A 21,442-nucleotide genomic window follows, 5' to 3' on the forward strand; every position below is an offset into this window, starting at 1 on the left:
CGGCGCTTTGTTGAGGAATTCCCTTTCCTACTTGTAGCTAAGTTCTGTCGCTTTGCCTTTGAAGATCCGGTATACCACAAAGGTGTAAAGCAATATCACCGGCATAACAATCATCACACCGTAGCCCACGATTATTAACGTCGCAGGCGAGGAGGCAGCTTGTTGTGCGGTCATTAATCCCGGCACAACTTCTGGGAAGAAGCTATACGCAAGCCCGAGAAAGCTCAACGCGAAAATGACAGTGACACCAAAGAAAGGCCAGCGCACACCCAGATCATTCACCATTGGAACCTGACGCAAATAGCGATCAACTAGGAAGATGGTTGCCAATACAATTAACGGAACTGGGGCAAGCAACAAGATTTCTGGGAAGCTGAACCAACGCAAGGCAACTTGTTGATTTACAATTGGGGTTTACAACGCTAACCACCAAGATTCCTAAGGCTGCTAACCAACCAGCACGGCGAGACCAACGGGCCGAGCGTATTTGCAAATCACCTTCCGTTTTTAGTACTAACCATGCGCCACCGATGTAAACGTACGCCGCCGCTACACAAAGTGCGCTTAACCAAGCAAAGCCAAATGCTTCGGTTGATTGTTCAAATCCCATGATGTAACGACCCACCATGTAGCCTTGGGTTAGCGCGGTGACTAACGAGCCAATTCTGAAGCACCAATCCCAGTGAGGTTTATGATCCGAGTTCGCTTTGGCTCGGAAGTCGAACGCCACGCCACGCATGATCAGTGCGATAAGCATAATCGCGGTCGGCATATAAAGTTCCGTCAAAATCAAGCTATGAGCAGTAGGAAAGGCAATCAGCAGAATACCGACGGCTAACACCAACCACGTTTCATTCGCATCCCAGAAAGGGCCGATAGACGCTATCATTCGGTCACGTTGCGCTTCATTATCACTCGGTAAAAGGATACCGACGCCAAGATCGTAGCCGTCGAGCACGGCATACATAAAGACCGAGAAGCCAAGCAGCAGAAGATAAATTTCTGGTAGATAGTCGAGCATGATTAGGCCTCTTGTTGTGTCAGTGGGACTTCATGGGCTGCAACGTCTTTGCGCGCCAAATAGAATAGGGTATGGATGTACGCAACCAGCAATGCAGCATAAATGGCTAAGTACATAATGAGCGAAGTCATCACGCTACTGCTCGCAACCGTGGTGACGGCTTCGGATGTTCGCAATACACCGCTGACCAACCAAGGTTGTCGACCAATCTCAGTAACATACCAACCCGCCAGTGTGGCTATCCAACCAGAGAACGTCATGGCTAATACCGTGTACAGGTAAGGTTTAGGTAGCGCTTTTTTACGTGCTAGCTTCACCGCGCCATACCAGCTAACAAGCAACATAAGGACACCAACACCAACCATCACGCGGAAACCAAAGAACAAGGGCTTCACTGGCGGGTGGTCAGGTGCAAACTCGTTAAGTCCTTGGATTTCCCCATCTAAGTCATGCGTAAGAATCAAACTCGCCAGCTTTGGGATGCCCACTTCAAAATCATTGCTGCGAGTTTCTTCATTTGGCATCGCAAACAGAAGAAGAGGCGCGCCTTGCTCGGTCTCCCACACGCCTTCCATCGCTGCGATTTTTGCAGGTTGATGTTCAAGCGTGTTTAACCCGTGAAGGTCACCGACAAAGATTTGAATTGGGATGAATCCAGCCGCCGCGAACAGCGCGACTTTTAGGCCAAGTTTGGCTGAGCGGTGATCTGGCTTTTTCATTATTTGATAAGCTGAGATACCCGCAATCAAGAAGCTGGCAGTCAGCGCCGATGCTAATAGCGTGTGCAGAAGACGGTAAGGTAAAGAAGGATTGAAAATAACTTCCTTCCAACTGGTTACATGTACAATTCCGTCAATCACTTCATAGCCACTTGGTGTGTGCATCCAGCTGTTAAGCACTAGAATCCAAAACGCGGACATACTTGTCCCAACAGCAACCAGAACGGTGGCGAGAGTATGAACCCATTCCGGCACTCGTCCTCGTCCAAAAAGCATCACGCCAAGGAAGGTGGCTTCCATAAAGAAGGCGGTCATCACTTCGTATCCGAGCAATGGTCCTGCTACGTTACCGACTCGTTCCATAAAGCCTGGCCAGTTGGTACCAAACTGGAAACTCATCGTAATGCCGGATACTACACCTAAGGCGAAAGTAAGAGCGAATATCTTGACCCAGAAGTAATAAACATCGAGCCATACGGGGGCTTGGGTGCGGTTATATCGCCACTTGAAAAACACCAACATCCATGCCAACGCGATGGTGATGGTCGGGAAGAGAATGTGAAAGCTGATATTGGCCGCGAACTGGATCCGCGACAGCATGAGGGTATCTAACATCTTGGTTCCTCAAAAACGTGCCATACTAAAAATCGTGTCTATCTGTAATTTAGTTACGAAAAGTCGGGCAGTTTGGATTCATGTATCGAGAAATACAGGTGATTCTGTTTTCTTCTAACCATGATTTATATCAACTAAGGGAAAGAAAGGAGTGTAGGAAATTGTCTCAAAATGCCACTAATAGTCGCGAGAAGTGAGTAAAAGAAAGCAAATGTAACTGAAGGAGCATGGATTAAGATTAGTTCGAATTATCCTTATGATGGTTTCGATAATCCTGAAATAAAATTACAAAAACAATATTTTTAGTAAGGAAAATTGCCTTGCCTTCACTTTGAACCTCCATACTATTTATACACTAGTCATGTCGAGATCATCTCAAACACAGCAAACTTACTGGCAGTTAAGGTGGGAAACTTTAGCTAATTGATAAACTTAAAATTGCACTGCTAATGACATATGCATCATAAGTTCGTTAGCACTCGACCAGAAGTGCGATAGGCTACATTTTTATACTAGCGAACGATTTGGCGCTAGGTAATTCGGCTTTCACTAGATCAACAAGTCGACTGCGGACCATTTTCGATTTCTGATGAGTTTCAATCCAAACTGACACTTACTTTTCAGCAAGTGTGCTAGTGTCTTTCTTATTATTTATTAAATAATTAATAGATGCCGATATGGTAAAGAGAGTTGTGGACAGCTATCTCGAGCAGTAGACTGGCGCTAGCCAGAGAGTCTGACTTTGAGGGGGGTATTCTACATGAATTTTGGATTCTGCCACCGCAAAGCTGATATTGAATTTGATGGAGATGGATAATGAATGACAGTTGGGCTAATTTCTTTCCTTACTTTGCTGGAGCTTTTAAGCTTATTGTATTAGGGATAGGAGCCTACTTAGCCATTAAATGGCATTTTGACGAAGAGCGAAGGGTAAGAGAAGCGGAAGGTGTGGTGTTTGATAACCCAAGTCTCATGAAAAAGTTTGCGAAGACGCTAACTCTGCCATTCCTTTTGTGTCTTCTCGTTCTTCTTGTTATATATGCTACCAACTGGTTCCTGTATTGACGGCTTTATTGTTTGTTGTAGTAAAGCTGAATGCTGCCGCCTCTGAGAGTCGAGCCGTAGTTGAAGTTAACGCCTATGCCGAAATTGTCCAACCAATCAAAGGGCTTTGGTGCATAAAATAGCCATCCTATAGAAGCTTCGTAGTAATGCGGACTTCCCAGTTCATCGCTTAAATCATGCGAAAGGTCGACTCTTTTAATCCCGGTAAATAAAGCCTGCTCACCGTGATAAATATTGTAGTAACCGGTGATTTCATTAGATAGGTACCAACCTTTAGGGTTGCCTATATTGCCGTTATTTGCGCTTCCCCAGCTGTGCCCAATGAATGAATTCAATGTCGAACTGGCATGCCATTTCCCCCAAATTGTGGGAGACGTGTATTTGGCTTTAATGGATGGTTGAACTATTGCCGCCCATGCTGAAACGTTAACGGCACGGCCGTCTAGGATTCTTCCAATGATGGATGAAAGTTTATTATCGGTAGAGAATGAGTTTTTATAACGCATAAGGTGAGTCGTCGTTCTGGTGCTAAGGGTGACGTTTTCACTTGCTTTGTATAGATACCCATAACCAATCGATGCACCGTATGTCCTTTCCTTGAGAAGATCCTTACTTGTGCCGAATAGTTTGAGATCATTCTCTGTTTGTATCGTAAATGCCTTAAACGACAGCTCATGTAAGTCCTCGCTGCCCTCTATGTCAAAGTTAGTCGTGTAAGGGAGAACATATACGGATTTGCTTCGACGTTCATTGATTGACTCGTCAGTCCCGAACTCTGGGTTGGCGGTATCAAATAATGCATTCGGATCAAAGTCGCCAATACCAAACGCAATTGCGTCAGTGTCGGACAGCAAAACCGCGATAGAAAAACGTTGTTGGAGAAGGTTGCTAATTTCCTTATCTAGTGGATCCGCTTGAGCTGTGTTAGGAAGAGAGAGTAGGAGAGCGAGCGAAACGACTCGCCACTCCACTGAGGCGAAGTTGGGTTGGAACATTTTGGCTCTTTCAAATGGTTCATGCATGGAGTTTTTGGACGTACCGGTACGCTAACATTAGTTTAATCGTTGAATGGTCGGTGTAACTTTGAGAAATCTATGTTTTCTCATATTGATATGAAAAAGTTCCTTAAACGAGTTTAGCTTCAATGTGTATGCTGCACCAGATTTGTTTAGCAACATCATTCTTTTCTGAAGATGTAGCAAGACTTTGTGACTAGGTTGCATTATTTTCTTTAATGCGTCTCTTGAGAGGAAAATGGCAAACTTTTTTATTGCCTTGGCGCTCAAGAAAATCTGAATCGTTCACTGTGCTACTGGTTAACTTCGAAAACTTGTAAGCATCCTGTCTGCCAACATCACGACTAACATCATCAAGGAGTACCCTTAAATACGTCAGATAAACAATGGTTTTTTTGAGCTTTAGAAGAAATGTTCGGACCTTTGCATATTCCGCGGTGGTGCTCAATCCAAGAACTGTGTTTTGTATGTGTTCTCAGTAAATCATTGAGTCGATCTATTCTTCAAAATGTGGTCCCTTTTAATTCACTTTCTGTTACATATTTTTCGTTTTGAAAGAGCATTTTAATTTGCATCTTTTGAAAAGATCTCTTTGTTAAATTTTGTATAAAATCAACTAATTGTTGAAATTAGAACCCTTGTCAAAAAGTCATTAGATTTCATGTTGAATAGCCTCTTTTACCTAATAGTATACTCTATTTGTTTGATATAATTTCCGGCAGTTTGTATACCATAAATAAAGAGAGTCTATTCATGTTCCAGAACTTAACGATCAAGCAGAAGATAGTGATTCCGCTGTCATTGATTATTGGATTGTTTATTGTGAGCTCTGTATTAAACGTTATGACAAGTTGGAAGCAATCTGAATTGAGTGAGACACTCAACGAACAGATCGTGCCGAACTTATTAACGATTGAGGATGCTTACCGCGATCTTTACCAAGCTACATCTGCAATCCAAGGTGTTGCTCTTTCTGATACTCAAACCGATATTGATCACCACATCGGTGAATACAAAGACAACGCATACAAAGCGCTGCCGCGTATGGAACAAATGATTGAGCTATCGCAAGCCGGTGTGACGCCTTCTACACATGGTAATGAAGTTCGAACGCTTGTCTCTTTGGGTGAAAAATGGTTAGCAAGTTATGAGGCGATGCTACGTTTACCTCAATCTCAATGGCGTGGTTACTACAATGAGCACAAACATACCTTTGAAGACCAATTTATCGAGGTTAGAGCGCAGCTTAACGTTGTAAAAGATGCAATAGAAGAAAAGCAAAGCCAATTGAAGGACGAAATATCAGCGGCTGCAACAAGAGCAGAACTCATTCTTGAAGCGGGCATTGTGATTGTTATTCTGGCCGCTATTGCGATGGCGTTTTTGTTGTTGCAAACGGTTGTGAAGCCTATCAATGATATTAAAAATGCGATGACAGAAATTGCGTCCGGTGAAGGTGATCTAAGTCAGCGAATCGATGTAAAAACACAAGACGAAATTGGCAATTTAGCAGACGCATTTAACCAGTTTGTGTCCAAAATTCAAGTGACAGTCGCTCAGGTAATTGAAAGCTCAAATACCCTACGTAACGAAATGGCAAATCTTAGCTCGTTGACCAAGACCATCGCGAACTCGACCGTTTCTCAGCAAAAAGATAGTGAGGCGGTAGCGGCGGCAGTGCACGAAATGCAAGTCACCAGCAGAAATGTAAGCGATAGCGCTAACGAAGCCGCGGTTGCGAGCCAAACAGCGAATGATGAACTTACCAATACCAATGTTATTTTGGATCAAACGGTTAGCTCAATTCGCAGCCTCGCAAGTGAAATCGAAAGCGCAAGCCACGTCATTAACACATTGGATCATGATGTGAGTAACATTGCGTCCGTACTGGATGTAATTCGTGGTATTGCCGAGCAAACAAACTTATTAGCGCTTAACGCAGCCATTGAAGCGGCTCGCGCTGGAGAGCAAGGGCGAGGCTTTGCTGTGGTAGCGGACGAGGTTCGTTCTTTAGCCAGTCGTACGCAACAGAGTACGGGAGAAATCCAAACCATGATTGAAAAGCTACAATCTGGTGCAGGACAAGCTGTAGAAGTGATGCGCGGTAGCCAAAATAGCAGTGATGAAACGATCAAGTCCGCTGGCCGAGCGAGTGAATCCCTTTCTGAAATCTTGAACGCGATTTCACGTATGAACGAGATGAATACACACATTGCAACGGCTGCGAGCCAGCAAAGTACAGTAAGTGACGAAGTAAATAGCAACGTACAAGGCATTGCAGACAGTAGCACTTCAATTGTGGAAATCGTAAACCAAGCGCAAGCTTCTTTAGCCATGTTGTCAGAGCAAACTCAACGTTTAGATCATCAGGTCAGTCAGTTCAAAGTATAAGCTGAGAACAGCAATCTCACTGACGAAATAACCCGCTTCTTAGCGGGTTATTTTTTAGATAAGTGGCGAACCTGACTTGTGAAATTTCGACTATATTTACATTCCTTTCTCACTTTAGTTCGTATACCAGAGTGGGCAAATAACCCTAGACAGCGGTAACAAACTCTGTACAGCGTGATGATGCTTTTATCATCACTTTTGCTGCTTTTTAACCATTGCAATTGCACACAGGAAAATGTGATTTCCAACCCAAAATCTTCAAATTTGAGAACTTCATAACACCTTTACCATAAACGTTTTTCGTAAGCGTATAGAACTGTAAATTTTGTTGTATGTACAACACTGGGTATTTATCATCCTAATTAATTTGTTCTGGATATACATCCATTAGTCATTATTAAGTCATTCTAGAAGCTTTTAATAAGGAATCTTGAAGGCTTGTCGGTAGATAAGAGAGAAAAATTCATGAGACGTAAAACCACGCTATCTCTGCTGATTGCGTCGAGCCTTTTTGTGGTTGGATGTCAACCTAGCGAAGAAGGATCGAGCCAAGGTGGGGGGCCTGCGCCCGCAACCGAAGTAGAAGTGTTAACAGTGCAGCCAACGCGCCAAGCATTGACAGTAGAGTTGCCGGGTCGTAGCCGAGCATTCAAAGAAGCGGAAGTTCGTCCGCAAGTCACTGGCATTATTTCGGAGCGAAATTTTGTTGAAGGTGGCCTTGTTGAACGAGGGCAGTCGCTATATCAAATTGATGATTCATCATTTCAGGCGGATTTGCTGAGCGCTGAAGCGGAATTAATCCGTGCGCAAGCTGCGGCAGAGTCGACCTATGCCACGGTGAAGCGTTACAGAACCTTGATCACCAAAAAATCCATCAGCCAACAAGACTTGGATGAAGCAGAAGCGGCATACAAAGAAGCGAAAGCGCAGGTCCTAGTCGCAAAAGCCAAGATCAACACAGCAAAAATCAACTTAGATTATACGCAAGTCAAAGCTCCGATTAGCGGGGTGATCGGTAAATCGAGTGTGACAGCGGGTGCGTTGGTTACGGCTAACCAAGCTGCCAAATTAGCGACCATTCAGCAGCTTGACCCTATCAATGTTGATATTGTGCAATCATCCGCGCAACTGCTGCGTTTGAAAGCATCACTCTCCCAAGGCCATATGCAAGAAGATGACTCTGCGCAAGTTACATTGATGCTTGAAGATGGCAGCACTTACGAACACAAAGGCACAATGAAATTTACTGAGGTCAATGTGAACGAAAGTACGGGCAGCGTGACGCTTCGTGCCGAATTCCCAAACCCTGACGGTTTGTTGCTACCTGGAATGTTTGTTCGTGCGACGGTCATTACTGGTGTCGACCCTGATGCGATTCTAATACCACAAAATACGGTATCTCGTGATGCGACAGGTAAAGCGACAGTGATGACGGTTAATGGCGAGAACAAAGTGGAAGCGAAACCAGTGAAGACTGCTGAAGCGATCAATAGCCAATGGCGCATTATTGATGGTTTGAACGCGGGTGATAAAGTCATTACCGCCGGTTTACAAAAGGTAGGGCCAGGCAGTTCGGTAACTATCCAAAACGGTGAACAGGAGTAATCATGGCACGATTTTTTATCGATCGTCCGGTATTTGCTTGGGTTCTCGCGATTCTAACGATGTTGGCGGGGGTAATGTCATTATTCAATTTACCCGTCTCTCAATACCCAACGATTTCACCGACGACGATCACCATCAGTGCTCGCTATCCAGGTGCATCAGCAAAAACCGTTGAAGACTCGGTAACGCAAGTTATCGAGCAAAACATGACGGGATTAGATTACCTTCGCTACCTATCATCGAGCAGTGATGCATTTGGTAATGCGACAATTACCCTGACGTTTGATAGCGAAGCTGATCCTGATATCGCGCAAGTACAGGTGCAGAACAAACTGCAATTGGCATTGACTTCATTGCCGATGGAGGTACAAAACCAAGGTATTGTCGTCAATAAATCCAATACGGCATTTCTCATGGTTGTCGCAGTTTATTCTGAAGATCCTGACTTTACAGAAAACGATATCGGCGACTTTGTTGTAACGAATATTCAAGACCCGATAAGTCGTGTAACTGGCGTAGGACAAGTGCAGGCGTTTGGTGCGCAGTATGCGATGCGAGTTTGGCTGGATCCATTTAAGCTTACGCAGTTCAACTTGACCGCAATCGATGTAGCGAACGCGATCAGTGAACAGAACGCGCAAGTTTCTTCAGGTCAACTGGGTGCGGCACCTGCGCAGGAAGGTCAGTTGTTGAATGCTACGATTTCTTCTGCAAGTCGTTTGAGCAGTGTAGAAGAGTTCCAAGACATCATTCTTAAGTCCGACGCCAGTGGTTCGAATGTTTATTTGAAAGATGTAGCTCGCGTTGAGCGTGGTGCAGAAAGTTATGATATTCGAGGCCAATATAATGGCTTCCCAGCGTCGGGGTTAGGTATTTCATTAGGTACTGGCGCAAACGCGCTTGAGACAGCCAATGCGGTAAAAGAGCGCTTAGAACAACTGAGTGCAACGTTCCCAGAAGGGTTGCAGATTGCGTACCCATTTGAAACAACGCCATTCGTCAAAGCCTCGATTCAAGAAGTGGTTAAAACGCTATTAGAAGCTATTCTTCTTGTGTTCTTAATCATGTACCTGTTCTTGCAGAACTTCCGTGCGACGATCATTCCAACGATCGCAGTGCCTGTCGTATTGCTCGGAACCTTCGCTATTTTGTACGCGACTGGATTTAGCGTAAACACGTTAACCATGTTCGCGATGGTTCTGGCTATCGGTTTGCTGGTGGATGATGCCATCGTTGTGGTGGAAAACGTCGAGCGTGTGATGCATGAAGATGGGTTGGAGCCCAAAGAAGCGACCAAAAAATCGATGGGGCAGATCACTGGTGCCCTGATTGGTGTGGGGTTGACGCTTTCAGCGGTATTCGTCCCTATGGCGTTTATGTCTGGTTCTACCGGGGTTATTTACCGTCAGTTTTCAATAACTATTGTGGCGGCTATGACGCTTTCCGTTTTGGTTGCGATAATTCTGACTCCAGCATTATGTGCAACATTACTGAAAAAAGGCGATGCTGAGCTTCTAGAAAAGAAAGGCTTCTTTGGCTGGTTTAACCGCAAGTTTGATGCGATGACAGCTGGCTATGAAACCGGTGTTGCTAAACTTTTAAAACGCACAGGTCGCATGTTGGTTGTATTTTTGGCAATGAGTGCAGGTGCTGGCTGGTTATTTATGAACCTTCCAACGTCATTTTTGCCAGATGAAGACCAAGGCACAGTATTCTCAATGGCTATTTTGCCGCCTAACTCAACACAAGAGCAGACGGAAAAAACACTTGAGAAAATGCGTGACTTTTATCTAGTAGACGAAAAAGACAATGTAAAATCTGTCTTCTCCGTTGCTGGATTTAGTTTCGCAGGCCAAGGCCAAAATATGGGTATGGCATTTATCGGCCTGAAAGATTGGTCTGAGCGTGAAGCGCCAGGCGCCGATGCCGCTTCCATTACGGGCCGAGCGATGGGGTACTTCTCTACTATTAAAGAAGCTTTGGTGTTTGCGTTCGCCCCTCCAGCGATTCAAGAGCTAGGTAACTCGACAGGTTTCGATTTCTATCTCCAAGACTCGTTGAATAAAGGGCACGATGCATTAGTTGCGGCTCAAGGGCAACTTCTGGGCATGGCAGCACAAAACCCGAAACTTGTTGGTGTTCGTCCAAACGGTCAGGCAGATGCGCCAATGTACAAAGTGAACATTGACCACGTCAAACTTCGTGCTTTGGATGTCAGTATCAATGACGTAAACCAAATCCTGTCAGCTGCATGGGGCGGGGCTTACATTAACGATTATATTGACCGCGGTCGTGTGAAGAAAGTGATGGTGCAAAGTGATGCGGAATACCGCATGCAGCCAAAAGACTTCGATTCATGGTACGTACGCAACGCTAAAGGAGAGATGGTGCCTTTCTCTGCTTTTGCGAGTGGCGAGTGGACCTATGGGTCTCCTCTTTTGCAGCGCTTTGATGGTTTGCCAGCAATGAATATTCAAGGCGGTGCAGCTCCTGGTGTAAGTACTGGTGAAGCCATGGAAGAAATTGAAGCAATGGTAGAAAAGCTACCGGAAGGCTTCACGGTGAACTGGAATGGTATTTCGTATGAAGAGCGCCTTTCCGGAAACCAAGCGCCGATGCTATATGCGCTATCTATCCTCGTCGTATTCTTAGTTCTTGCCGCTTTGTATGAAAGTTGGTCAGTACCTTTCGCCGTGGTGTTAGTTGTTCCTCTTGGTGTGCTTGGTGCTGTGCTTGCGGTAATGACGCGCAGTATGGATAACGATGTGTTCTTCCAGGTGAGCTTATTAACGACGGTCGGCTTGGCAACCAAAAACGCCATTCTGATTGTTGAGTTTGCAAAGGACTACTATGAGAAAGGCGCTGGGCTTATCGAAGCAACCTTACATGCTGTTCGCGTTCGTCTGCGCCCAATTATCATGACATCGCTTGCTTTTGGTTTGGGTGTGGTACCACTAGCTATTAGTTCAGGTGTGGGATCAGCAGGTCAAAACGCAGTGGGTACCGGCGTGCTTGGTGGCATGATCAGTGCCACGATATTGGGTATATTCTTCGTCCCAATCTTCTTTGTAGTGGTTGAGCGATTGTTTGATCGACGTGCGAGAAAAGAGTCGGAGGCAGAGTTGTCTGAGACCAGCACTAAACCCACTCAGCAAAGCGAGTAGGACTTGGTTGTTTTAACTGAGTTATACTAGTGATAATAAACACGATTAAAGGGCGCTTCGGCGCTCTTTATTTTATGTTTTCACTTGGTGGTTACCGTCTATGACGCGAGCCTGAAAGACGGCGTGTTGTGTGCAGTATCAGCACAGCCTTTTCGACCGAATGGAAGCCTAAAGAAGAAAAACGACGATGAAAGATCAGAAAGTTTCCCCAATTTCCGTTTTGGATCAAAGCCCTATGTTTGTTTGTGGTGTGATGCAGCGCATGTACCGCAATCGTGCCCAAGCTGAGCTCTCTCGGCAAAATTTGATGACACTAGAAATGGCAAGTGCACTGGCCGCTTTAGAAGAATTTCAGCCTATGAGCCAGCAAGCGTTAGCTGATGCGGTTCGAACTGAGCGAAGTGTAGCAAAGCGGATGGTGGACAATCTGGAAAAGAGAGGGTTTGTTCAAGTTTCTAAAAGTAAATCGAATCAGCGCCTTAAAATGCTAAGCATGACAAAAGAGGGGGCAAATGCTTTAAAGCAAGTTCATCAAATCATGACGAATTTACAGAAAGAGTTTTTTTCTTGTTTGTCGGAATCTGAAGCGACTGAATTTTTTCGTCTGGTAAGAAAGCTCACTTTTGCGAATCACGACCAGTAACTTACATCAATGCCGTCTAGCGTCTTTATTTTATCGCTGGCCAATTATATTAAGTTGTAGAACTTAAGAAATAGGATGCCCAACGTACAGGTCACGGTAGAAAGCACCGTAGTGAGTGCGATGATATTTGCAGCTAACGTGGCATTGCCTCCCATGGAGCGCGCCATGACATAGCTGGCAGCAGCGACTGGAGAGGCGTTCATAAAGAAAAGAATACCTAGCTCAATTCCTCGAAATCCTACTAAGTAAGCTCCCATGGTGATGATGACTGGCGCTACGATGAGCTTGTAACTGCTCGCAAACCAAGATGGACCTTTCTCTTTTCTCATCAAGCTAAAGTCAAGTGAGCCACCCGTACACAACAGCGCCAAAGGCAATGTCATTTTGGACAAGTAGTCTCCTGCGTCAATAACCACATTCGGTACTGGAATAGCGAGTAAATAAAAAGCCATTCCTAGAACAATGGAGATTATGAGTGGATTCCTAGTCAGTGTTCGGCCCATCATCTTTGCTGCTTGCGAGGCAGACGTTGCTCCTTTGGGAGATAAGCAAATTACCGCTTGGACGTTATAAATAAATGTGGTGACCGCGACATAGAGAGCCGCTAACGCCACACCTTGAGAACCATACGCATTGGCAACGTAAGCGATACCAATAATACCTGTATTTGCTCGGAACCCACCTTGGATGAGAACGCCTTGGTCAGGCGATGCTTTGAATAGAAGTTTGACGGAAAGATAGGTGAAAATGAAAAACGAAATACTAGCGATGACGCCGAAATTGACGAATCCACTTGCCGCGGAAAAGTCGTGTTCTGAAGCCACAATGCTGACAAATAACATTGCAGGCAAGGTAACTTGAAACACCAGTTTAGAGCCTACTTCGATAAAATTATCGTTGATTAGACCAAAGCGCTTAAAAAGAACGCCAAGTACCAACATCAAACAGATAGGTCCGGTTATCGACAAAGAGAATTGCAACTGATGTAAAACAGCTTCCATGTAAGTATCCGCAGCAAAAGAAAAAAGTGTTCCTGTTGCCTATTAAGCCACAAACCCGGAGGGTAGGACAGTAACGTGATGAAATTTTCTTCTGTTGTAGGTTCCGGAGTCATTTACACTCCAAGTTATGGACGAGGTCCCAATTTAACAAAGCGGTACTGGTCCTACGTGCGATATGTTGATTAACTCGTTGTCGTGATGCATCCACATGCGTATTAGATGTGAGGGCTGGTCATCGTAGTTATGGATAGGAGTTCATCAATGAAAAGGAAACACAACAAAACTGTACTGTGTGCGTTTGTCTCTGGTTCGGTATTTGGTGCGGTTTTGGTCATTGCGATGTCTTTACCAATGTAATCCTCTTAATTGGCTGTTGGAACACTCACTCTAATTCAGTACAAAACAGATTGAGTTCTGCGGTATGTGCTGTTAGTTTAAAAAACATGAAAATACACGTTCGCCCTTCATTAACAACCTTCTCTTGGTGGCGCTCTAAATAGAGCGGCGCGGAATACTTACATTCTTAAGCTGCTGGATGGTAGCTAAGAGTGTTTGATCTTTTTATCTCCAGTAGCGATCTATTAATTACTTGGAGACAAATATGAATACCCATAAAAATACATCTCAGCGTGAAATTATACTTACCGGAGATCGAGCAACAGGTCCATTACACCTCGGGCACTATATTGGTTCATTGCAACAACGAGTCAAATTGCAAACGGAGCACGAGCAAACGATCTTGGTTGCGGACATGCAAGGGCTGACGGATAACGCGCATAACCCATCAAAGGTATCCTCTAATATTCTCAATGTCGTTGCAGATTATTTGGCTGTTGGTATCAACCCCGCTCAAACTACGATCACGTTGCAGTCTCAAATTCCAGCGTTAGCCGAGTTGACAATGTATTACAGTAATCTTGTTTCTATCGCACGATTAGAGCGAAACCCCACGGTTAAAAATGAGATTCAAAGTAAAGGCTTTGAACGCTCTATTCCCGCAGGCTTTTTAACGTATCCAATTTCTCAAGCTGCTGATATTACGGGGTTTCATGCGACGCTAGTACCAGTGGGTGATGACCAGCTGCCGATGTTAGAGCAAACTAATGAAATCGTGAGAAAAATAAACCACCTGGGTGGAAAAGAGGTTCTTAGGGAATGCCGTCCATTACTTAGTGATGCACCTCGTTTGCCGAGTACTGATGGCAAAAATAAGATGTCTAAAAGCATGGGGAATGCAATCAACCTAGGGACGTCTGAAAAGGAGATTTCTGCGGCGGTGAAATCTATGTATACCGATCCCAATCATCTGAAAATTGAGGACCCTGGCCAAGTCGAAGGGAATATTGTATTCATCTACCTCGATGCTTTTCATCCTGATAAAAATTATGTCGAACAGCTAAAAGACCATTATCGACGAGGTGGGTTAGGTGATGGTTTGACCAAGAAAGTGTTAGAAGAATGCTTACAAGAGATGCTTCGCCCTATTCGAGAAAAGCGCGCTATGTATTTGAATGATAAAGCGCAGCTGATTGATATTTTAAAACAAGGTAGTGAGCGTTCTCGCGAGAAAACCGAAAAAGTGCTATTTGATGTGAAAGATGTATTTGGTTTAAATTTGTTCTGAATTAAAAGTAGAGAGTTGAACATAAGGCACGACGACTGGTTAGCAACGTGCCTTTTTAAGTTCCCAGTCAGTCAAAGCGCATTGTTAAGAAGAAAAAAATTCACGACGAAAATCCGCGACTTCTTGTTGGTAATAGCTTTGCCATTCCGGTTCTGACAAATGTGAATGGCTAGAGGCTCTTTGCGTTCTTAGCTTGGACTCAAGTTGTTGTAATGCTTGTTGGTAATCTTTGACTTGTTTTTTTTGCTCTGTAATTTGCTGCTGACGAGCATGAATGTTTTTACTTTCTTCTTTCGTTAAGTAAGTTCGTTCTAGCTCTGCGATGATCGCCAAGCGATCTGGTAGGCTCATACTATTAGGAATCAGGGTGACCGCACGCTCATATTTTTCCTGGTTGCTTGTTAGCCCGATAGCATCTGCATGTTCTTGCCAGTCAATGGTGAGTTGCTCGAAAGCTCGCAAAAAGTTATCTGGGCTTTGAGTGTCCAGCTTTTGGGCTTCTAAATTGAAATCGTACAGCGCGAACTCATCCGCGAAAACAACATCAGCCAATTCTCCCCAGATGCTCCTTGCTTCGTTCTTCAGCTGTGCAATACGCGACGCCAGTGATTGTTGCTCATCAAATAACAAATTTCCTACACTCTCTTGCCATTGGCTGCTGAGCTGAGGGTAGTTCGCCAAAAGCTGGAATCGAGCTGAAGATAAATGCGCCTCAAACAAGGCGACCTGCTCTTCACAACTACGGTTCAACATACACTCTTGCCAAAACGTCTCAAGTTCGGCGACAAGTTTCCTGCCTTTGAGTTGAGTTAATCGCTCAGTCGTTATTTGAACTGTGGAAGGGAGCTTAGCGGTTTGTGGTGAAGTATCTGTATCGGGCACGATGCTGCTTGTTTGTGGTGATGTACTGGAGACATTCTGATTTTTTGTCTTAGGGGAAGGAGAGGAAGCGAGCTCTTCTTTTTGAACATCGTGACTGAAAGTTAAAAATATCATGCCCGCCATAATGGCGGACATGATTATCAAAGCGATTTTCTTCATGGCTTGATTGTTGCGCTTACTGGGAAATGGTCAGAAAGGTTGTAGTGTTTCCATAAACTCTCTGCGGTTGTGCGCGGTACGTCTACACGGTTGTCATTGAATGATTTCACCCCGTATTCACTACTCACCATAACATAGTCAAGGTATTCCACGTTTTCGCCACCTGATAACGCTTCACCTGCGAAGTTATTGATACGGGGATCAAAGGTTGACTCCGTGTAACCAGAGTAGTGAGGCTCTATGGCACTTAAGTTAGCGATCATTTGTTGGTAGTCACCAGGAAACTTTCTTTTGTTTACGTTAAAGTCGCCGCTGTATACCACAGTTTCGCTTGAAGGAATGTTAAGAGATTGGGCGAGTGTGCGGATTTGTTTGAACTGGCGCTGACGATACTCACGGGCGGTGTCTGTATCGAAAGATGCGGTATGGGTAGCAAACACATGATAAGCCTGACCACCTTTAATTATTTCCGCATAATTTACGCCTTTATCGGCAAAGCAGTCTGTACCAGAGCAATCGGGAAAGACATATTGCGCTTCATTCACGATAGGGTAGCGACTAACTATGATTACGCCACCATCATGAATATTAACGCCTTCTTTATCTAACATCTTTGTTTGGTAAGGATATTCCTTGGCTAACTCACGTAAGAATGCTTCACGGCCGCTGGCAAACACCTCTTGCAGTGCCAAAACATCGTAACCTTTTACATGTTGAGGAATCAGTTCGTAACGATCTCCAATGTGCGATGCAATAGCCGTCAACGCCCAGATGTTATAAGTCATCAACTTAAGGTTTTGTTCTTCGTTGTCGACAGATTCCGCTACCTTGCTTGGCGTGATGGTGTAGTAAAGATCATCATATCGAGCGGTACTGTCTGACTTAAATGCCAGTTCGGTTTCTCTCGCACCAAAAGCGTTAGTGTTGGCACGATGAATGTTACGATCATCTTTGAGAGATAACTCGACATCGGCTGCGGACAAGCCGTATTCAATGGTCGAATTGTACCAATGGCCTTCCATTATTTGATTGAGTGTTATGCTTTCACCTTCGGGGCTAGAAACCACAGTTTCAAAACGGTAAGTTTGATTTGATTTCACGCCCTCCCAGCGGTTGAAGCTTAATACAGATTTAGTTTCCCACGGACCAAGTACCTGCACATGTTGTTGCCACTCTTCTCCGTATTGAAGCAAATCACTGCCTTCATGTTTTACTTGAATAGTTAACGGTTGATCAGAGTTATTCGTTAGGTAAACGTCGGTATCTGCAATGCTGGGTAACGCTATCAAGCTACTTACTAAAAGGCTCCACTGCGAAAATTTCATCTTATTTTTCCATCATTTGAACTAGAGCAATCATTCTTGTTTATAAATGTTACTTGCACGTTAAATATGGATGACATCTAAGTCAGTGCTGAAAATTGTTATCAGAATGTGATCTTTATTCAATGGTGAGGGTGGAGGTATTGAGTGTGTTGCCGTTGAAGCGGTGGAAAATAATACCAACAGTCAACGAATTGCATTCACTGCAATCAAGCTGTCATCTTTGCTCTATAAGTTGTGCGGCGTCATTCATCTAGCCATATGGCTAGAACTCAAATTGATAGATGGAGCACCATGGCTAGAGCAGTAAATCCAACCGATGAAACCATCATTAAATTGTTACAAGAGCAAGGTCTGATTAGAAGTGAAGCAGAAGCGCGTTTAAAGAAAGAGGTGTACCGCTTGCAGCCTAATGAGATAGCAAAAGTAAAAAATTATGCCCAGCATTTTGGGATAAACGCGAAAGAAAAGCTCATCGATGAGATCTTGGATCTGCGCCGAGAAGCGCTCATGAAAAGATGTAGACACAATACGGAGCATACGAGCCTATCTTTAAAATAGCATGTGATAAAACTATCAATTACTGGTCAAGATTTGATCTCTCAAGCCGATGTATATAAGAGCGTTCAATGATATCGAGCGCAAAAAACAGTGCGTTTTAGAGGTTAAGCTTTCACTTAAGTGAGAGGTTTGGAAAGGCTGCGGGGAGAAAGTGCATGCGTATTAAAGACTTAAGTGTCGTAAAGAAAATATCGGTTAGTTATTTAACCGTTTTTGCCGTGTTTGGTTTAGTGTCAGTAATGTTGGTGCAAGGTTTGTTAACACTGAATAAAGACATCTCAGTGTTAACAGATAAGAGTTTACCTTCTGTTGCGATTTTGAAAGGTATCCAAGTTGATATTACTAAAGTGCGTAAAGATGAGTTCTCTTTATTGCCAAACGCAAATCACCCCAAAATTGGTGAGTGGTTAAAAGGCCTCGACCAATGGCGTTCTGATGTGCAGGCTGGTATTGCAGAATACGAAAAGCTCGACCTTAATAAGCGTGAAACGCAGTCTTTTAGCGTTTTTAAAGAAACTTGGAATCAATACATCAAAGAAACGAAGACTTACAACGCACTGCTAAGCCAAGGTGATGCTGAAAGTGCAAATGATGTGATTTTATCGAGTTTCGATACCTACTCAAAAGCGTTGAGCAGCTTGGATGATACCCTCGCGTTAAACGATGAGTTGGTGAATTTGATTGGTGAAGAAGTACAAAGTGAAGCGGCATTTACACAATACAGCGCTGCTGTTGGTGCGCTCGTCGTCGCATTGGTCATGGTAATGTCTGCCATGTTGCTTTCTCGAGTCATTTGCGGGCCTGTTGATCGAGCATTGGAATTCGCTTCTAAAATCGCCAAGGGTCAATTGAATAATCAAATCGACGAAAGTGAATTGAGCAAAGACGAGTTAGGAACGTTGCTTAAAGAGCTTGTCGGTATGCAAACAAACTTACATTCGTTGGTTTCTGAGATTAATGACTCAACGATTCAGCTAACGGCAGCAGTAGAGGAAGTGAGTGCTATTTCTTCTCAGACCGCCTCTGGTATGCAAAATCAACAAATTGAACTTAGCTCGGTGGCTTCTGCGATGACAGAGATGCAAGCTGCTGTAAGTGAAGTGGCACAAAATACCGAAGTTGGCGCAACCTCTGCTTATTCGGCTGCGGAAGTGGCAAAGCAAGGAACGGCGACGTTACAACAAACTATCGCAGTAATTGAGCGTGTATCACATACGATCCAAGAATCAGATGAACTGGCACGTGAGCTTGAATCGAGCTCAAACAATATCAATGTGGTCGTCGATGTGATCCGCGGGATTGCCGAGCAAACAAACTTGTTAGCACTGAACGCCGCAATTGAAGCCGCTCGGGCTGGTGAACAAGGACGTGGGTTTGCTGTTGTGGCAGATGAGGTTCGTTCTCTGGCGCAACGCACTCAAGACTCCACTTCACAAATTGTGGAAATTGTTAATCAGCTACAAGAGAGCAGCAGTAAAATAGGGCATTCAAGCCGTGATTGTCAGGAGGGTATTTCTCAGTGTGTTGAGCAAGTTAATGACGCTGATAGCCAGATAAAAGAAATTGAACATTCTGTCGATAACATAGCGCAAATGAGCACACAAATCGCAACGGCGTGCAGTGAGCAGAATTCTGTATCCGAAGAGCTGAATCGCAGTGTGGAGCATATTAATAGTGCTTCAACAGAGATGGCTGAGGGAGCTTCACAAACGGCTGTGGCTTGTCAGCAGATTAGTAGCCTAGCGCACAACTTGAAAACTCGAATGGGTTCATTCCAGCTCTAGTTGTTGTGTTTCAGCTTTATTCCTAACCTCATTGCTACAATAAATAAGCCGGACGAAATGTCCGGCTTATTTATTCTCTGTCTATATAAGTTCAGAGTATGCTCAACCTTGGGAGAATATGCTCGCTAGGCTGGGATACCACTGTGAAACTTAAAATCTGTATCTGGCGTAGAAATTAAATCTGCCTCTATACGTCCAAAGTAGGCGATGCGCTCGCTGATATCTTTGCCTGCGATTTGCTCCGCTAATACAAGATAATCCTGGTAATGGCGTGCTTCTGAACGTAATAAAGAAATGTAGAACTTTGCGATATCGTCATCCATATGTGGTGCTAGTTTGGCAAAACGCTCACAAGATCGGGCTTCGATGTACGCACCAATGATGAGTTTATCGATCAGCGTTTCTGGCTCATGAGTCTTCATATGCGAAATCAGTCCTTTAGCATAGCGACTTGCTGGAATATTTTTATACTCAATTCCACGACTTTCCATGATCTCTAAAACTTGATAAAAGTGGTGTAACTCCTCTTTTATCAAAAGCACCATCTTATCGATCAAATCTTGGCTGTATGGTGAGTCGGACTTAGCCATGATTGACTTAGAAATATTGCTCTTGCCTTTTAAAGTTTCCAATGAGCCTACGTTACGGTAAGCAAAATCTTCGTAGGGCTTAAACCAGTCAAGTAGAGCATGTGAACTGGATTGGTCAACGGCATACTTACGAATTAAAAACATGGCAGATTGGCCAGCTTTTAGTTCGCACAGTAGGTGGTCTAACAAAATGGTTTGAAGGTTCTCTGGTTTCTTTGCTTCCTCTACCCATTCATCAGGTGTACTGCATTGCAGAAATTGGTTAATGGGAGCAAGAAGATCTTGATAGGCGTCTAGATTCATCATTTTAGTTTTAGTACTTCACATTTTTATTGGGCATATCCGTTGTCTTGCGGATAGAAAAAAGGCTGCAATTGCAGCCTTTCTTGACCTGAAGTGAATGTTACCACTTTTTCTTCTCGCCGAAGAGTGCTTCCATGTCATTGTCACGCTCTTTGTCAGCAATCTGCTGCATTTCAGCATCGCTTTTATCTTGGCGCTTTTTATCTAAGTCACCCAACATCTCTTCAAGCTTTTGTTTCGCTTGAATAGAATAAGGATCGCTCTTAGTGCTCAAAGCATCGATACCTTTACGCAGCAGTTGAAGCGCGGTGCCTGGTTGGCCACGAGCGATAGAGTCGTTTGCTCTTTTGATGACATTTTCAATGTTGATGCGAATTTGCATCGTTTCCAAGCGCGCATTTTCAGTGACGTAAGTCTGGGTATCCAATCGGCCTTTGTTGTGCTCGTTACGGATAGTGTCGCGAAGTCGTTTAACCAGCTTAAGCATGACGATAGCTTGTTTATCACTACTCGGCATCTTGAAAGTGGTACTCTCGCCAGTAGGACCATTCTCTTTTAGCTGCGTAATCTGCTGCTTCATATTTTCGATACGTTGAGCAAGTTGCTTGTTCTTCGGGTCCAGCTCATGCATGCTCTCTAGCGCGTCAAGAATACGATTGTTTAGACACAGCAACAGCTCTTTACTAAAAGGGATATGGTGCGCATGACCAATCAACTCTTCAGTACCATCTATCAAGGCTACATATCGCGCTGATTCCTGCCTTTTTGCGGTTTCAACTTTAACCTTATATTGCAACATAATGTTATAGCCTAGGATTAACACCAGTAGGATGGCTACCAAAGCGATTATTAAACCAATATTCATATCTTTGCGTCTGCTTTACTTTTCTGCGGCTAGCGTTAAAGAATACATGAATCTTATCTTACTCGGCACCTTATTTGTTTGATTATTTTGTCTCTCCCACGTTTTAGTTACT

15 protein-coding genes and 1 pseudogene are annotated in these 21,442 nt (G+C 44.1%); 8 read left to right on the forward strand and 8 right to left on the reverse strand.

Going from position 1 to position 21,442, the window contains the following annotated elements:
- Nucleotides 1–27: 27 nt before the first annotated feature.
- Both R7Q11_RS07665 and R7Q11_RS07670 read right to left on the reverse strand, forming a co-directional pair.
- Nucleotides 28–1,021 (reverse strand): annotated as a pseudogene (locus R7Q11_RS07665) (cytochrome d ubiquinol oxidase subunit II).
- 2 nt (nt 1,022–1,023) lie between these two features.
- Nucleotides 1,024–2,355 carry a cytochrome ubiquinol oxidase subunit I gene (locus R7Q11_RS07670; RefSeq protein ID WP_005388402.1) on the reverse strand — a complete coding sequence of 444 codons (1,332 nt, stop codon included), beginning with the start codon at nt 2,353–2,355 and terminating at the stop codon, nt 1,024–1,026.
- An 816-nt stretch (nt 2,356–3,171) separates the two neighbouring features.
- Here R7Q11_RS07670 and R7Q11_RS07675 point away from each other — a divergent pair.
- Complete coding sequence (locus R7Q11_RS07675; protein WP_005378271.1) at nt 3,172–3,420, forward strand: hypothetical protein; 249 nt, start codon at nt 3,172–3,174, stop codon at nt 3,418–3,420.
- Between the two features lie 5 nt (nt 3,421–3,425).
- Here R7Q11_RS07675 and R7Q11_RS07680 read toward each other — a convergent pair whose 3' ends face one another.
- Complete coding sequence (locus R7Q11_RS07680; protein WP_017820055.1) at nt 3,426–4,415, reverse strand: Solitary outer membrane autotransporter beta-barrel domain; 990 nt, start codon at nt 4,413–4,415, stop codon at nt 3,426–3,428.
- A gap of 774 nt (nt 4,416–5,189) precedes the next feature.
- On the opposite strand from R7Q11_RS07680, the gene R7Q11_RS07685 reads away from it, so the two are divergent.
- From R7Q11_RS07685 to R7Q11_RS07700, 4 genes are all read left to right on the forward strand, one after another.
- Complete coding sequence (locus R7Q11_RS07685) at nt 5,190–6,827, forward strand: methyl-accepting chemotaxis protein (RefSeq protein ID WP_005378266.1); 1,638 nt, start codon at nt 5,190–5,192, stop codon at nt 6,825–6,827.
- A 465-nt stretch (nt 6,828–7,292) separates the two neighbouring features.
- A complete protein-coding gene (locus R7Q11_RS07690; RefSeq protein ID WP_005388411.1) occupies nt 7,293–8,432 on the forward strand; it encodes an efflux RND transporter periplasmic adaptor subunit in 1,140 nt (379 codons plus the stop codon).
- 2 nt (nt 8,433–8,434) lie between these two features.
- Entirely contained in the window at nt 8,435–11,596 is a 3,162-nt protein-coding gene (locus R7Q11_RS07695) for an efflux RND transporter permease subunit (RefSeq protein WP_005378264.1), read from the forward strand.
- Between the two features lie 187 nt (nt 11,597–11,783).
- Nucleotides 11,784–12,239, forward strand: coding sequence for a MarR family winged helix-turn-helix transcriptional regulator (locus R7Q11_RS07700; protein WP_017820057.1), 456 nt, complete (start codon nt 11,784–11,786; stop codon nt 12,237–12,239).
- A 44-nt stretch (nt 12,240–12,283) separates the two neighbouring features.
- Here R7Q11_RS07700 and R7Q11_RS07705 read toward each other — a convergent pair whose 3' ends face one another.
- Nucleotides 12,284–13,240, reverse strand: coding sequence for an AEC family transporter (locus R7Q11_RS07705; RefSeq protein ID WP_005388415.1), 957 nt, complete (start codon nt 13,238–13,240; stop codon nt 12,284–12,286).
- 601 nt (nt 13,241–13,841) lie between these two features.
- Between R7Q11_RS07705 and trpS the strand changes: the two genes are divergently transcribed.
- Nucleotides 13,842–14,864 carry a tryptophan--tRNA ligase gene (gene trpS / locus R7Q11_RS07710; protein ID WP_053303220.1) on the forward strand — a complete coding sequence of 341 codons (1,023 nt, stop codon included), beginning with the start codon at nt 13,842–13,844 and terminating at the stop codon, nt 14,862–14,864.
- A gap of 84 nt (nt 14,865–14,948) precedes the next feature.
- Here the strand turns inward: trpS and R7Q11_RS07715 are convergent, their stop codons facing one another.
- Both R7Q11_RS07715 and R7Q11_RS07720 read right to left on the reverse strand, forming a co-directional pair.
- Nucleotides 14,949–15,905, reverse strand: coding sequence for an ATP-dependent dsDNA exonuclease (locus R7Q11_RS07715; RefSeq protein ID WP_206969721.1), 957 nt, complete (start codon nt 15,903–15,905; stop codon nt 14,949–14,951).
- Entirely contained in the window at nt 15,902–17,230 is a 1,329-nt protein-coding gene (locus tag R7Q11_RS07720; protein WP_042522087.1) for a sphingomyelin phosphodiesterase, read from the reverse strand. The genes R7Q11_RS07715 and R7Q11_RS07720 overlap by 4 nt, the downstream gene beginning before the upstream one ends.
- Before the next feature lie 291 nt (nt 17,231–17,521).
- Between R7Q11_RS07720 and R7Q11_RS07725 the strand changes: the two genes are divergently transcribed.
- Nucleotides 17,522–17,788 (forward strand): hypothetical protein, encoded by a 267-nt coding sequence (locus R7Q11_RS07725; RefSeq protein ID WP_005388970.1) that lies wholly within the window; start codon nt 17,522–17,524, stop codon nt 17,786–17,788.
- Nucleotides 17,789–17,943: 155 nt separating this feature from the next.
- Nucleotides 17,944–19,572: a methyl-accepting chemotaxis protein gene (locus R7Q11_RS07730; RefSeq protein WP_047100808.1), complete on the forward strand. Its 1,629-nt coding sequence runs from the start codon at nt 17,944–17,946 to the stop codon at nt 19,570–19,572.
- 125 nt (nt 19,573–19,697) lie between these two features.
- Here the strand turns inward: R7Q11_RS07730 and miaE are convergent, their stop codons facing one another.
- On the reverse strand, nt 19,698–20,468 hold the full coding sequence (miaE, locus tag R7Q11_RS07735; protein ID WP_005388968.1) for a tRNA isopentenyl-2-thiomethyl-A-37 hydroxylase MiaE: 771 nt from the start codon (nt 20,466–20,468) through the stop codon (nt 19,698–19,700).
- Nucleotides 20,469–20,565: 97 nt separating this feature from the next.
- Nucleotides 20,566–21,330: a hypothetical protein gene (locus R7Q11_RS07740; RefSeq protein ID WP_005378247.1), complete on the reverse strand. Its 765-nt coding sequence runs from the start codon at nt 21,328–21,330 to the stop codon at nt 20,566–20,568.
- Nucleotides 21,331–21,442 lie beyond the last annotated feature (112 nt).

The organism is Vibrio sp. 970 (assembly GCF_033339075.1).